17 protein-coding genes are annotated in these 14,413 nt (G+C 35.2%); 11 read left to right on the forward strand and 6 right to left on the reverse strand.

The genetic code is table 11. From position 1 onward, the window contains the following. Nucleotides 1–3 precede the first annotated feature (3 nt). Nucleotides 4–588, reverse strand: coding sequence for a hypothetical protein (locus JCM9157_RS26055; protein WP_369384723.1), 585 nt, complete (start codon nt 586–588; stop codon nt 4–6). Further along, entirely contained in the window at nt 540–1,058 is a 519-nt protein-coding gene (locus tag JCM9157_RS26060; RefSeq protein ID WP_369384724.1) for a glycoside hydrolase family 15 protein, read from the reverse strand. The genes JCM9157_RS26055 and JCM9157_RS26060 overlap by 49 nt, the downstream gene beginning before the upstream one ends. A gap of 249 nt (nt 1,059–1,307) precedes the next feature. Between JCM9157_RS26060 and JCM9157_RS10445 the strand changes: the two genes are divergently transcribed. Beyond that, complete coding sequence (locus JCM9157_RS10445; protein WP_035664495.1) at nt 1,308–2,219, forward strand: metal ABC transporter substrate-binding protein; 912 nt, start codon at nt 1,308–1,310, stop codon at nt 2,217–2,219. A gap of 79 nt (nt 2,220–2,298) precedes the next feature. On the opposite strand, the gene JCM9157_RS10450 is transcribed toward JCM9157_RS10445, so the two are convergent. Further along, nucleotides 2,299–3,303: a DUF3231 family protein gene (locus tag JCM9157_RS10450; RefSeq protein WP_035664497.1), complete on the reverse strand. Its 1,005-nt coding sequence runs from the start codon at nt 3,301–3,303 to the stop codon at nt 2,299–2,301. Nucleotides 3,304–3,476: 173 nt separating this feature from the next. Here JCM9157_RS10450 and JCM9157_RS10455 point away from each other — a divergent pair, with 173 nt between their 5' ends. Further along, the gene (locus JCM9157_RS10455) at nt 3,477–3,677 is read left to right on the forward strand and encodes a cold-shock protein (RefSeq protein WP_035664500.1); all 201 of its coding nucleotides are present in this window, start codon (nt 3,477–3,479) and stop codon (nt 3,675–3,677) included. Between the two features lie 200 nt (nt 3,678–3,877). Continuing rightward, a complete protein-coding gene (locus JCM9157_RS10460; RefSeq protein WP_035664502.1) occupies nt 3,878–4,405 on the forward strand; it encodes a hypothetical protein in 528 nt (175 codons plus the stop codon). 71 nt (nt 4,406–4,476) lie between these two features. On the opposite strand, the gene JCM9157_RS25295 is transcribed toward JCM9157_RS10460, so the two are convergent. After that, the gene (locus tag JCM9157_RS25295) at nt 4,477–4,590 is read right to left on the reverse strand and encodes a DUF6254 family protein (RefSeq protein ID WP_235714893.1); all 114 of its coding nucleotides are present in this window, start codon (nt 4,588–4,590) and stop codon (nt 4,477–4,479) included. A 165-nt stretch (nt 4,591–4,755) separates the two neighbouring features. Between JCM9157_RS25295 and JCM9157_RS10465 the strand changes: the two genes are divergently transcribed. The 3 genes from JCM9157_RS10465 to JCM9157_RS10475 all read left to right on the forward strand — a co-directional run bounded on the left by JCM9157_RS10465 (nt 4,756) and on the right by JCM9157_RS10475 (nt 6,890). After that, complete coding sequence (locus JCM9157_RS10465; protein ID WP_035664503.1) at nt 4,756–5,268, forward strand: YkzI domain-containing protein; 513 nt, start codon at nt 4,756–4,758, stop codon at nt 5,266–5,268. 52 nt (nt 5,269–5,320) lie between these two features. Then, complete coding sequence (kynA, locus tag JCM9157_RS10470) at nt 5,321–6,169, forward strand: tryptophan 2,3-dioxygenase (protein ID WP_035664504.1); 849 nt, start codon at nt 5,321–5,323, stop codon at nt 6,167–6,169. 136 nt (nt 6,170–6,305) lie between these two features. After that, the gene (locus JCM9157_RS10475) at nt 6,306–6,890 is read left to right on the forward strand and encodes a hypothetical protein (protein WP_035664506.1); all 585 of its coding nucleotides are present in this window, start codon (nt 6,306–6,308) and stop codon (nt 6,888–6,890) included. Between the two features lie 40 nt (nt 6,891–6,930). Here JCM9157_RS10475 and JCM9157_RS10480 read toward each other — a convergent pair whose 3' ends face one another. Continuing rightward, nucleotides 6,931–8,217 carry a sensor domain-containing diguanylate cyclase gene (locus JCM9157_RS10480; protein ID WP_035664509.1) on the reverse strand — a complete coding sequence of 429 codons (1,287 nt, stop codon included), beginning with the start codon at nt 8,215–8,217 and terminating at the stop codon, nt 6,931–6,933. A gap of 6 nt (nt 8,218–8,223) precedes the next feature. After that, a complete protein-coding gene (locus JCM9157_RS10485) occupies nt 8,224–8,415 on the reverse strand; it encodes a hypothetical protein (protein ID WP_035664512.1) in 192 nt (63 codons plus the stop codon). Nucleotides 8,416–8,740: 325 nt separating this feature from the next. Here JCM9157_RS10485 and JCM9157_RS10490 point away from each other — a divergent pair, with 325 nt between their 5' ends. The 5 genes from JCM9157_RS10490 (at nt 8,741) to JCM9157_RS24385 (ending at nt 14,354) form a co-directional block, all read left to right on the forward strand. After that, nucleotides 8,741–10,573, forward strand: a complete 1,833-nt coding sequence (locus JCM9157_RS10490; RefSeq protein ID WP_035664513.1) for an assimilatory sulfite reductase (NADPH) flavoprotein subunit — start codon at nt 8,741–8,743, stop codon at nt 10,571–10,573. A 30-nt stretch (nt 10,574–10,603) separates the two neighbouring features. Then, on the forward strand, nt 10,604–12,322 hold the full coding sequence (cysI, locus tag JCM9157_RS10495; RefSeq protein WP_035664515.1) for an assimilatory sulfite reductase (NADPH) hemoprotein subunit: 1,719 nt from the start codon (nt 10,604–10,606) through the stop codon (nt 12,320–12,322). Between the two features lie 160 nt (nt 12,323–12,482). After that, the gene (locus tag JCM9157_RS10500; RefSeq protein WP_035664517.1) at nt 12,483–13,004 is read left to right on the forward strand and encodes a hypothetical protein; all 522 of its coding nucleotides are present in this window, start codon (nt 12,483–12,485) and stop codon (nt 13,002–13,004) included. 150 nt (nt 13,005–13,154) lie between these two features. Next, nucleotides 13,155–14,003: an MBL fold metallo-hydrolase gene (locus JCM9157_RS10505; RefSeq protein ID WP_035664544.1), complete on the forward strand. Its 849-nt coding sequence runs from the start codon at nt 13,155–13,157 to the stop codon at nt 14,001–14,003. A gap of 195 nt (nt 14,004–14,198) precedes the next feature. Further along, nucleotides 14,199–14,354 (forward strand): DUF2187 domain-containing protein, encoded by a 156-nt coding sequence (locus JCM9157_RS24385; protein WP_235714896.1) that lies wholly within the window; start codon nt 14,199–14,201, stop codon nt 14,352–14,354. The last annotated feature ends 59 nt before the right edge of the window (nt 14,355–14,413 follow it).

Below are 14,413 nucleotides of genomic sequence, written 5' to 3' on the forward strand. Positions count from 1 at the left end.
AGGTTACGCAGATGCGTAACCTCGTTTTTCTTCTGCTAAAATATACATCGCACTTGACCAACCGAGTGGTGTATTTGGATTAGGTTCTTTTGTTTCTGCAAAATAAGCTTCTGGTAGAATCGCTTCTTCTAACATTGCTTCCTTTGTTCTAGATAGATAAAACGTAGAACGATTGTCATCATTTAAAACTTGATAACAAAGAGACAGCCATGGTAATCCAAAAGTCCACTCAGCTTCCGTTCCGTAGTAAAAAGTACGGTCTTGATGTCTGCCATAATCCTTTTCAAGTTTAGAATAATAGCTGTCTCCCTGATATCGAATTACTCCGTTTGTTCGTAACAAATGTCTTTCAACATTTTCTAATATTATTTTAGCTTTATCACCTTGATAGATCTGATAAGGATAGATTAAGCTTAACTGCGCAAGATCAACCTCTTTGCTCCAGCTTTCTCTAGGAAATAAAGAATCTAAGGATGACTGACCGTACTCAATAGCTTCTTGCGGAACAAAGACAATGGGTTGAACCGCTTTTAGGCCAGCTACGCATGCACCAATGCTACTAGCATGAATTTCTCTGTCTTCTTCCACATGCCATTGTCTTCATCCTCCCAATACCTACAACACATCAAATAAAGAACTAGTTTTTGTACAATGTTATGATCTCTTTCATTACGAAAAATGTTCTTCTTATATTTATACATCCCTGTTCCAATTGCAAATAGAAAGGCTCCAATCATATCGTGCTGGGCATGCCCCCATTCTTGCTCATGTATTTCAAATCCATCGGGACAATATCTAGCATGTATATATTCATACATCGCTTGCGGTCTTTGACTCGTATGTATATCTATTTTCCACTCGTAACGAAGAAACACATCTAATATCGCTCTCATTGTATCAGTAAATGTCGGACAATCTTTATCAAGGTAAGGGAGAGACATGTAAACAGCATCTCTAATCCAAAAGTAGTGATAATCGTTTGAGTGACTAGCTAAATACAAATGGTTAGGCTGCTTAAAAGTTGCTAATAAGTGATAACTTTCTTTTAAGTGATTCATATAAGTACCTCCCTAATAATCATGATTCAATTCCTTTTTTGCCTTTTTCAGAGGTACTTATACATATTTTTCAAAAATCAATCTTTTTCTACTAGTCATAGAGTCAAAATATATAGACAAATTCATAAAAATATGGAACAATATAAATGTTGCCTTAGTGAAACTTTTATTTTTTTAATCAAAAAGTTTACCTTGTGCAAGTTTATTAGACAAATCAAATATAAAGAAGACAAGGAAAGGAGACTTATTATGTTAAATAGAAAGAAATGGTTTCTGGTGATTTTTAGTGTTTTTGTTTTAGTAGGCTGTAGTTCTGAAGAAACTCACATAAACCCTTCTGAAGCAGTAGAAAAAGAGGGGCTAACCATCATCACTAGCTTCTCTATTTTAGGAGATATTGCAGGAGAGATTATCGGAAACAGAGGAACTGTTGAATACTTAGTTCCAATTGGTGAAGAGCCTCATGAATATGAACCAGTACCTAGTGACTTTCAAAAAGTTAGTGATTCAGATGTTTTTTATGTTAATGGGCTAAATTTGGAAGAATGGCTTGAAAAGTTAGTTGCGAATGTCGGGGAAATTCCTGTTGTTGCAGTTAGTGACGGCATAACGCCAATTATGTTAGAAGGGAACAATGAAGAGGATCCTCATGCTTGGTTAGCTATTGAAAATGTTAAAACTTATGTGAATAATATATTAAATGACCTCATTGAACGAGATCCATCAGGTGAGAGCGAATATCGATCAAATGCTGAGCAATATTTAAAAGAATTAGATGGCTTAGAAGCTTGGATCAATGAAATGATTGAATCCGTTCCTAATGAAAATCGCTTTATTGTTGTAACAGAAAACGCCTTTAAATACTTCGGAGCATCTTATGGCTTTCAAACAGAGGGCGTTTGGGATATTAACTCTCAAGAAGAAGGAACTCCTGGCCAAGTAGGACGGGTGATTGATCTTGTTAATGATCAACAGATTCCTAGCTTATTTGTAGAGACGACTGTTGATAAAAGATATATGCAAACCATATCTTTAGACACTGGCGTAAACATTGCCGGAGAAGTATACACTGATGCAGTTGGACCAGAAGGAAGTGGTGCTGAAACGTATATTCTTATGATGAAGCATAATGTCGAAACATTTGTGAGCGGCTTAAAATAATAGAACAAAAAAGAGAATGTTTCTCTAGGTAAATTACCTTTGAGACAGTCTCTTTTTTGGTTTGGATGCAAGAGTGTTATCATTTTTTATTTAGTAATTCTTTACGGTTTGTTGCTTGTGGGGGCTCTTCAAGCCAATGATTCTTGAGCATGATATCTAAACCATCTTTTGCATATAAGGCTACTTCTATAGCTAACCTCTGGTAATCTGCTACTAAGTCATACCTCATACTCGCAGTAGACGCTGTACTATAATTTCCTTGACTTGTGGATGTAAGAACACTTTTTAAGAACATCATTAATTTATCGGAAAAAACACGTGTTGTAGACTCCGTTATACCATGATCATGAGAAGTGGGAGGTTGAATCTCCGATTGGATTAATTTATCGGAAAACACTTTAACATGTTTCGTACCAATGTTCTTCCCATCAGTAAAAAAAGATTGAATTTGTTTATTATCCGTTGTTTGAGCAAAGCTTGTACAAAACTGAGAGCCGAGAATATTAGCTTTAAGGTTTTCGAATAGATGAAAGATCTCAACACTATTTAATGTACGTTTATTAAAAGGATTTAGCCCATTTGTAAAATAGGACTTTCCATTAACATATTCCACTTCACTTGGGGGTGTTATAGTAGGAGGACTTGTATAGCTACCTTTTAATAATCCAATTTCTACTGTCATATTAAACAATTTTGTGAGATCGTGGACGGTATTAGTCAAAAAACTCCTTATATCTTTCCTTGTGCATCCACCTAAAGATACACTATAAGCTAATGTTCCAGATTTACTAAACATTTCAATAAAAGACAGCATAAAGGGGTCCGTGTATAATTTAGGTGCTGTTAAATTAACATCACTTTCTGAGAATCCGGCTGGAATCGGTATTTGCTCTTCATTAAATAGACGTTCGATCTCAAGCTTTACTTTCTCAATATAACTAAGTGTTTGATCCAGTACGTTTTTAATTTCTTCATCTTCCACAATTTCTACAAAGTATCTAGTTATCTGCATGGACATACTGTTCTGAATATATTGAGACCAGAGAATACCTATTTCTGAGGCCGTCATTTTTAAATTGGTCATTTTGCACCTCAATCTATTTGGATTCATTCATTAGAATGTGCAGAGAAAAAGAGATGTATTACCTTTTATAAAACAAAGTGGGAAGAAAAATTAAAAGTTCCGTTTAGAATCATTCAAATCGGTTCATAATAGGAAGGCAAGATTTTAAGATACACGCTAGGAGGAAACAACAAATGGAACGTGGAAAAGTTAAATGGTTTAATGGTGAAAAAGGTTTTGGTTTCATTGAAAGAGAGGGTGGCGACGATGTTTTCGTTCACTTCTCTGCAATTCAAGGAGAAGGTTACAAATCATTAGACGAAGGTCAAGAAGTTACTTTTGACATAGAAGAAGGTCAACGCGGACCTCAAGCAACTAATGTGCAAAAAGCATAAGTAACCAAAAGCGGATCTCTATGAGATCTGCTTTTTTTGTTGCTTTTACTAACCATACATAAATATAACGAACTGTTCAAAGGGTAAAAGAACTTGAGCAGGAACTTCATATGCAAGGATAGTGAACTGGTTGTCCCATGAATAATAAAATGAAAGAAAAAGCATAATAAATGTAGTTGGATGAAATTGGGGGTATTATTATGAGAAAACTCAGTCTATCTATGTTTCTAGTCTTTTTCATAACCATTGCGACTATTTTCAGTCTTGAAGTACATGCAGATTCTCTAGAGGAAGATCAGATTAAAGAATTTATTAAGGCAAATAATTATATGCCATTAGATCAGGCCATTTCTGAATTTGAACAGCAAGTTCAGAGAGAGGTAAGTCTTCCGTCTAAGTTACCTTTTACTCCGAGCTACCAATTAGGAAAAATCAGCAATGAAGGAGATCTACAAATACATTACTTATCAGTTATTGATAACCAGCAACAAGATTTTGTTTTTTACATTATGTATCCTGAATCAAAGCTTGATAAGCATTTAACCGAAAGTGACAAAGTTATTACGTTAAATGATCAGAGTAAGGCCTTCTATAGAGAAAACAGTGTTCATTTACGTAGTCTTGCTTTTAAAAAGAATGGTTTTGGTTACTTAATCGGTGGAAATCCACAGCAGAATGAAATGTACAGTGTAGAAGGTCTCCTCGAGATTGCCAATTCAACTCAATAAATAACTTCGGGGTTATTCCAAAAGGTCAAGATCAGGCCTTATGGGATAACCCTTTTTTGGTTTCTTACCATTTATCTTTTATCTTCTTCTGATAATTGCTTCAATGACTTGATTTTACCATGGGGATTTTGTGATTCTTTACGTTGTCTGAATTGCCTGTCTTCTTGTCGTTTGGATTGAGTCATAATATTTCTCCTTTTTTATATAGATATAATAGGTCGGTTAAACCTATTCATAAGTTTCCTATAGGCACTGATTAGTATACAGATTAAATAATGGATTAGATCGCTAAAATTAATCATAAAACTGTATGAATGAAGGGTTTTATAAAAAATGAAAGAGGTGAGTTGATGACGTTTTTTGCCCGTTTTTCAAATATCCATTTAGAGGTTTCCTTATCCATGATTTATGTTTTCTTGAAAAATGTTAGAGAAACCTATGACTACAAATGGGTACGAAAACATAAATCACGAGTCCTAATCATATACGGAGAAAATGAATATGAGCTACCTTTTACCGAGAGGGAAAGTAAAGTGTATTTGTCGATACAAGAATTGACAACAAGCGAAAAAACATTTGCTCTTTTATTTAATCAACTTTTATTTGAAGCTAGAAAGCATAAACTTGGAATAAAAAATATTAAAACAAAAAAGCTGCTATCTTCAACGGCTCAGGATCTGATTCCTGTAGAAATAGACAAAGATTACTTAGAAAAGAAAAATGAGTTTATAATTCAAAAAGAAATTGATTATTTGTTAATGGATTTGTATGAAGCCTTACAAAGGAACGATGAAGATACAGTGGCTTTATGTAAAAAAAAATTAGAAGAAATGGTTCAAAAGAAGACAGGAAGTTCTAATTAGGTAATCAAACATTGTAAACGCTTACTAATGCGTTTGTAAGTCGGAGGTTAAGATGGCGAAAAGAAATGACCAAGACAATAATAAAATAGAAATTGAACAAGGGATTCATACTGACTTCATTAAAAATATGACCTATGCTGAGTATTTAAAACTAGATGCTATTCTTACTAATCAAAATAGGCTTTCTGAAAATCATGATGAGATGTTATTTATCATAATTCATCAAGTGAGTGAATTATGGATGAAACTTATCTTACACGAACTAAATGCAGCTATAGATTGTATTGAAGAAAATGAGCTACTAGCATCTTACAAATGTTTGGCACGTGTATCTAGAACTCAAACACAAATGATTCAAACGTGGGATGTGCTTTCAACATTAACGCCTGCAGAGTATCTACAATTTCGAGATTCGCTTGGGAGGGCATCTGGTTTCCAATCTTACCAACATCGCTTAATTGAGTTTGCTTTTGGATATAAAACAAGTTCCATTTTACAGATTTATGAAAAAGAACCTGAAATTAAAAATAAACTCAAACTGGCTTTGCAAAAGCCAAGTATTTATGATGCTTCTATAAGAGCATTGATAAGAGCAGGGTTTGATATTAAGAAGGGTTCTAGTGATTATTCCAAACCTTATGAAGAGAGTGAAGCTGTTAAGCAAGCGTGGTTAACCGTGTATCAAAATGTTGAGCGTTACTGGGAATTATATCAATTAGCTGAAAAACTAATTGATATAGAAGATAGCTTTCATCAATGGCGTTACCGTCATATGAAAACCGTTGAACGAATTATCGGGTTTAAAAAAGGCACTGGCGGTTCTTCCGGAGTTGCTTATTTGAAAAAGGTTTTAGACCAACGATTTTTCCCTGAATTATGGGATGTTCGCACTGAGTTATAATTTCATGTAGCAGGAGAAGGTTCTTTTATGGTTAAACGTATTTAACATGAATGTCAGTAGCAAATAATCACACACCGTTCTTTACTATTTAATTTTGAATACGATTAAAGGAAGTAATCGTTTAAAGGAGGGCGCTGTGAAAATCATTGAGTCGTTTCATTTTATGTATGAGAAGGAAGAGTATCTAAAATCAAATTTTAATATTTGTCGTAAACATGCACATCATGGGCTCGAAGGTATTTACGCAACAATTAAATGGTTGCAATCCTCTATATTTAAAAATGCCGTCAAAGACATTACTTTTTATCTTTCGGATGAACCAATTAACTTCCCTGGTGAATTAGCCATTGATGATACATCAACATTCGATCCAGTCATTTATATCAATATAATGTCTGTTACAGAGGACTTTCAAAACAAAGAATATTTAATTGATTTAAAGAAGAAAAGGACAACCTGCTTTGAATATGCTTCCTTTATCCTCTTGCATGAAGTTGGTCACTATATCCATGCGCTAATAGGAGGAAACGGTCAAACCAAAAAAGACCGTATATTGGACTATTTTGATAAAGGAGAATATCATTACGAAAGATATATTGAAAAAATGGTTCATGGTGATACGACGGAAGAAAAGAAAAAATATAGAAATATCCCACATGAAAAAGCTGCAGATAATTTCGCTAAACAATACATTAACAAAGTATGTGGTAATGAACCTTAAAGAGAGCTGTTGACGTGGATTCAACAGCTCTCTTTAATAGTTAGTAGGATCTGGATGTGTAAAAAGCAAAGTTATTCTTACCATTGTCCTTAGCCTGATACATGGCATAATCAGCAAACTTTAATAAATCAGATAGTGTGGTTCCATCTGTTGGGAAACGCGAAATACCAATACTTGTTGTTACACACAATTCTACTCCTTGAAAAGAAACGGGTTTGCTAATCTCCTCAATTATTTGTTTTGATAACTCCTCTAGAAATGGGTCACTCGCATTATTAAATACAAGAACAAATTCGTCGCCACCCCATCTAGCTACCATTCCTTTATCCAGAATACAGTTGCTTAACCTGAAAGATAGTTCCTTTAATACTTCATCACCATATAAATGCCCATAGGAATCATTAATTGTTTTAAAGTTATCCAAATCTAAAATCATAAGAGCTACTGTACCAGCATTTAGCATAGCCTGATTAAAAGCTAACGCTACTTGCTCTTTAAAATGTAAACGATTAGGTAATTTCGTTAGTTCGTCATGATAGGCAATAAAATGTATTTTATCTTCATTTGCTTTCTTTTCTAACGCAATAGAAGCAAGACTTGAAAATTGTTGAAAAAACTTAATTTCACTGTCAAGTAGATGTTTTTCTTTTGGGTAATAAATCGCAAATGTACCTAATAAATCACCTTTTGAAGAGAAGATAGGAAATGAAATACAAGCTTGAAATCCTTCTTTTAGTACGATTTCTTTATAACGTACCCACATCGGATTTTCATTTATATTTGGGACATTCACCATTTCTTTATTAAATGCAGCGGCCCCACAAGAACCCTCGTTTCGGTCGACCGGAATGACTCCAAGTTTGTCTTTGAATTCATTAGATAGAGAAGGGGCAGAAATTAGTTGAAGATTGTTTGTGCTGTGATTGAATTTTAATATTGTACAACGAACCCCTTTTACAATTTGTTCAACTTTTAGGCAAATATCATTTAAAACCCTTGAAATAGATTGCCCTTGAGCAATCTCAGTTAAGATGAGATTATGAGCACTAACCAATTCTTCTGCTTGTTTTTTTTGTTCTATTTCTTCATCTAGCTCAATTAAGTTGGAAAGATAGTACGACATCGTCTGAATCATTTTAATTTCTTTTTCTGAAAAATCATAAGGGACAGCATCAATCGCGCATAACGTACCAATAACAGAACCATCTCGTTTCATGATAGGGGTTCCTAGATAACTTTTGAAGTGTTTTGTCAACTCCATCTCTTTGGTGAGAGGATGTTTCGTCAAATCAACAATTGCTAGCGGTTCCCGACCGCTATTAATCATCAGACTTCAGTAGCTATCTTGAAAATTCACTATAGTTTCATTATCAACTAAGCTTGTCTTTTTATTAAAGGTTTGAACAACTCGATTAACTTTTCCATCATTTATCGCGATAAAAAACGTGTTTGAGCCGATGAATTCACCCATCATCTCAAAAACGTCTTTTGCAGAGTTATATAGTTCATCTAAATAAACAGCCATAGAGGGGGTACCTCCTTTTCTTCAAATCTCTACCGATACTATAACATAATCTATATGAAGAGTTGAGTTTATGTAAAAAGATTTAAATTATTGTAACACAGTAAACAAAACATCATTCAATTTTCATATATCTTAATTCTTCCTTAAAAATCAATAATCAGGATTTTAAATGATTAGTATCATTAAAAACAATTTGACTAATTCAGAGTATATCGCTACGATTAATTTATCAATTATTAAATGAAGAAGAATAACATTTTATATTGGTATTCCGTCATTATAATAATGGCAATCTAAGTTATATTCCTTTGTGAGGTGGATTTTGTTGCAACTTCAAGTAATGAACAGTCCGTTTAATCAGGAGCAGGCAGAGCTCCTTAATAGACTTCTGCCAACATTGACAGAGTCTCAAAAAGTTTGGTTGTGCGGGTATTTAGCTGCAACCCAATCAGCATCAGCAGCACCTTCTTCTGTTATACAAGAAGAAAAAGTAGTAGAGGCTGCTCCTCAACCTACAGAGCAAACCGTATCTAAAGAAGTAACAATTCTCTACGGATCGCAAACTGGTAATGCTCAACGTCTTGCTGAAAACGCTGGTAAGACACTTGATGCTAATGGTTTTCAGGTGAAGGTTTCTTCAATGAATGATTTTAAACCAAACAATTTAAAAAAGGTTGAGAATCTATTAATTGTAGTAAGTACACACGGTGAAGGAGAGCCACCTGATAATGCCTTGTCATTCCATGAATTCCTTCATGGCAGACGAGCTCCTAAACTTGAAAATTTACGTTTCTCCGTACTCTCTTTAGGCGATAGCTCTTATGAGTTCTTCTGTCATACAGGGAAAGAATTCGATGAACGACTAGAGGCACTAGGTGGAACAAGACTTACAACACGTGTTGATTGTGATCTTGATTTTGAAGAACCAGCAGCAGAATGGTTAGCAGGTGTTTTATCAAGCTTAAGTAACGCAGGTCAATCTGGAACTACAACAAGCTCCAATGATGTGGCGGTTACACAAGTAGGTGAATCAGTTTATTCTAGATCAAATCCTTTTAACGCAGAAGTACTTGAAAACTTAAACTTAAATGGTCGAGGCTCTAATAAAGAAACTAGACACCTTGAACTATCTTTAGAAGGATCAGGTTTGACATTTGAGCCTGGTGATAGCCTTGGGGTATACCCAACAAATGATCCTACTCTCGTTGAAAACCTATTAAAGGAATTAAACTGGAGTGCTGATGAAAAGGTAACGGTTAATAAACAAGGGGATCAACTAACTCTTAAAGAAGCTCTAACATCTCAGTATGAGATCACGGTTATAACCAAACCAATACTTGAACAAGTTGCAAATCTTTCAGGAAATACAGAACTGCAACAGTTAGTAGCATCAGGTAGTGAGAAAGTAAAAGAATATATTGATGGCCGTGATGTTCTTGACTTAGTACGTGATTTTAGTGCTTGGGGTAACTCTGCACAAGAATTTGTTTCACTTCTTCGGAAAATGCCACCACGTCTATATTCTATTGCAAGTAGCTTATCGGCAAATCCAGAAGAAGTGCATTTAACAATTGGTGCGGTCCGTTATGACTCTCATGGACGGGAAAGAAACGGCGTATGCTCGATTTTATGTGCAGAGCGTCTTGCGCCAGGAGACACACTACCTGTTTTCATTCAACATAATCAAAACTTCAAGTTACCAGAAAACCCAGAAACACCAGTTATTATGGTAGGACCTGGTACTGGTATTGCGCCTTTCCGTTCATTTATGCAAGAACGTGAAGAAATCGGCGCTGAAGGTCCATCTTGGTTATTCTTCGGTGACCAACATTTCGTTACAGATTTCTTGTATCAAATTGAATGGCAAAAGTGGATTAAAGACGGCATTTTAACAAAGATGGATGTTGCGTTTTCTCGTGACACAGATGAAAAAGTATATGTACAACATCGTATGATGGAACAAAGTAAAGAATTGTTCGACTGGCTTCAAAAAGGAGCAGCAGTATACATTTGCGGCGACGAAAAACATATGGCACATGATGTTCATACTACTCTTCTTGCAATTATTGAAAAAGAAGGAAATATGAGTCAAGATCAAGCAAAAGAGTATCTTGCAGCAATGCAGCAACAAAAACGTTACCAACGTGATGTATATTGATTTTTGAAGTGAAAGGAGTTTATTCATAAAATGGCTAAAGAACTATTAAAGGCACCAGAGGGACCACCAAGTGATGTAGAGCGTATTAAAGAAGAGAGTGATTACTTACGTGGCACACTTGCTGAAACTATGTTAGATCGTCTTAGCTCAGGGATCTCAGATGATGACAATCGTCTAATGAAATTCCATGGTAGCTACTTACAAGACGATAGAGATCTTCGTAATGAACGTCAAAAACAAAAGCTTGAACCAGCTTATCAATTTATGCTTCGTGTTCGTACTCCTGGTGGGGTTTCTACACCAGAACAGTGGCTTGTGATGGATGAACTGGCTCAAAAGTACGGAAACGGAACATTAAAGCTTACGACAAGACAAGCGTTTCAAATGCACGGGATTTTAAAATGGAATATGAAGAAGACGATCCAAGAAATTCATGCTTCTCTTCTTGATACCATTGCTGCCTGTGGAGACGTTAACCGAAATGTCATGTGTAACCCGAACCCTGACCAATCAGAGGTACACGCTGAAGTATTTAAATGGTCTAAGCTATTAAGTGACGATTTACTTCCACGTACAAGAGCTTATCATGAACTATGGTTAGATGAAGAAAAAGTTGCAGGAACACCTGATGTTGAAGAAGTAGAACCTATGTACGGTGCTTTATATTTGCCTCGTAAATTTAAAATTGGGGTAGCGGTACCGCCATCAAATGATGTTGATATCTTCTCACAAGACCTTGGCTATATTGCCATTGTCAAAGACAACAAACTTAAAGGATTTAATATTACTATTGGTGGCGGCATGGGAATGTCTCACGGTGATAAAGAAACCTATCCACAACTAGGAAAAGTAATTGGTTTCTGTAAACCGGAACAAATTTATGACGTTGCAGAAAAAATTATCATGATTCAACGTGATTACGGTAATCGCTCTGAACGTAAAAACGCGCGCTTCAAATACACAGTAGATAGACTTGGTCTTGACACCGTAAAAGCTGAACTTGAAAACCGCTTAGGTTGGAGCTTAGAAGAGGCGAAACCTTTCCATTTTGACCATAATGGAGACCGTTACGGCTGGGTTAAGGGAGTCAAAGGTAAATGGCACTTTACTCTATTTGTTCAAGGTGGTCGTATTACTGATTTAGAAGATTATAAATTAATGACTGGACTTCGTGAAATTGCAAAAATTCATACAGGTGATTTTCGTTTAACAGCAAATCAAAACCTAGTCATTGCTGATGTTTCTAGTCAGAAGAAGAAAAAAATTAATGAACTTATCGAACAATACGGGTTAACGGATGGCAAGCATTACTCCGCGATTCGTAGAAGTTCTCTTGCTTGTGTTGCCTTACCAACATGTGGGTTAGCAATGGCTGAAGCAGAGCGTTATTTACCAGAAATGATTGATAAAATTGATGCTATTGTTGATGAGAATGGTCTGCGTGATAAAGAAATTACCATTCGTATGACAGGCTGTCCGAACAGCTGTGCGCGTCCTACATTAGCTGAAATTGGTTTCATTGGAAAAGCACCTGGTAAATACAATATGTATCTTGGGGCTGCTTTTGACGGAAGCCGGTTAAGTAAAATGTATCGCGAAAATATTGGCGAGGCTGAAATCTTAAGTGAGTTAAATGTTTTACTTTCACGCTATGCAAAAGAGCGCGAAGAAAACGAACATTTTGGAGATTTCGTTGTACGTGTAGGTGTTATTAAAGCAACTACTGACGGTACAAATTTCCATGATTAAAACCGTAATTATCAAAGACCAAATCTTCATGATTTGGTCTTTAATTTGTGCAATGCAACTTTGGAAAAAGTTCGGTAAAGATTCAAGTAATAAAACGTATACAAACCAGTTGATTTATATAATAATGTAGGTCAAGTTCATTTATTTAGGAGTGACCATTATGTTTAAATTAACTCACGTAAGTTTAACAGCTCTCCTAGTTATTGTATTGCTTCTCTTAATTAGATCATTTTCTTACAACCATGAAGCAGCAATCTTAGATAAATTAGAAGGAAATGTTCATGATGAGCAAATAGACGGAGAATCACTTGAAGATAATTACTATCATTTTTTTATATATACTAATGAACAAGTTAAAGAAAATCTGATTCAGCTAATAGATCATTTAGTTGAATTCAATGATACTGAAATATGGAAAGCTGATCATGACGATTACCGGAAACAATTAATTGGTTGGCTAAGTGCGTTTAGCAATCAAAAAGAAGTTCCAACTAAATATAGCGTTGTACACTCAACTTACGAAGAAGGAATTAATGATGTGAAAGAGGCATTTCAGTTAGCCGAAACAACTCTTACCTTCGGAGATAATAGTCATTTAGAAGAAATTATTGCAACATTTTGGTTGGCAGACGAGAAATTTCGGGAATCAGAATCTCTTGTAAGGCAATTGAAGACGAACTAGAATGGTTTTGCTTATTGACCTTGTACCAAATCCAAAACTAACTTGATTTACCTACAATATTTTTTATTGGTAACATAATATGCAGAAGTTTGTTGATATTATTAATGTGTAGTTGAATCTAGAAGAGAAGAGGAAATACATTTGGATACAATGTCATATGGCGACGATTATAAATATATTCCAACAACATCCGCTACTAGTGGAATTGGTTTAGAAGTACTACCTGATTTATATTGCTATAATGTAAAGATAGTTAATATATCGCTTATTGGGAATCCAGACACTAAGGATTTTTTATTGGTTGATGCCGGAATGCCAGGTTCCGCTAATGAAATCATTACTGCTACAGAAAAACGTTTTGGCTCAAGTAGCCGTCCAAAAGCAATTATCCTTACTCATGGGCATTTTGATCACGTTGGTGCAATACTGGAGTTAGTTAAGCATTGGAATGTACCTGTTTTTGCACATGAGTTAGAACTGCCTTATCTAACAGGCATTAAGAGTTACCCAGATCCTGATCCAACTGTAGAGGGTGGATTAATAGCTAAGATATCGTCCTTGTTTCCTAATGAACCGATTAATCTAGGTGAACAGGTCCAAGCACTTCCTGCAGATGGAACCATTCCATTCTTACCTGCTTTTCACTGGATCCATACTCCTGGGCATACTCCTGGACATGTGTCTTTTTTTAGAGAAGCAGATCGCTCACTAATAGCAGGTGATGCGTTTGTAACAGTAAAACAGGAATCTTTGTATTCTGTTCTTACTCAAGAACAAGAAATTAGTGGTCCACCAAGGTATCTTACACCAGATTGGACCGCAGCGTGGAACTCTGTAAGAAAATTAGAACAATTAAACCCGGCGGTAGCTATAACAGGACATGGGCTCCCAATGGAAGGAGAATTACTAAAAAGTAATTTACAAAAACTTTCAAACCATTTTGATCAAATCGCCATTCCTGATTATGGTAAATATGTAAAACCGAAAGATTTGCATTAAAATTCATTCTATTCTAACTTCATTTTAGTCTATTTTAGTACTTGGATACCTTTATGGAGTTTGATAAGATTAAATTAAAGCAATAAAATCTAGAATCGTTGCTTTGGTATAAGGTTCGTTTTATTATGAAAGTCGGGGTGTAATTATGGCAGAAACAACAGAAAATGAAGGACTATCATTGAGATAGGAGAAAAAGTGAAAGTTTTAGACGGTGAATACAAGGGTGAGGAAGGAAGTATCATCAACGTTTATAACAACACAGTAGCAGTTGAATTCAACAATATCCATACGAAAGATGGAAGTAAGTTTCGTACAGTAATTAAACACGGTAATTATAAAAGTTTATCATAGATTATTATTGATAAAATAGAGTACATCCAGGTGGCACAAGTATTACTTGTGTCACCTTT

It is taken from the genome of Halalkalibacter akibai JCM 9157 (assembly GCF_000513135.1).
GTDB classification, from domain to species: Bacteria; Bacillota; Bacilli; order Bacillales; family Bacillaceae_D; genus Halalkalibacter; species Halalkalibacter akibai.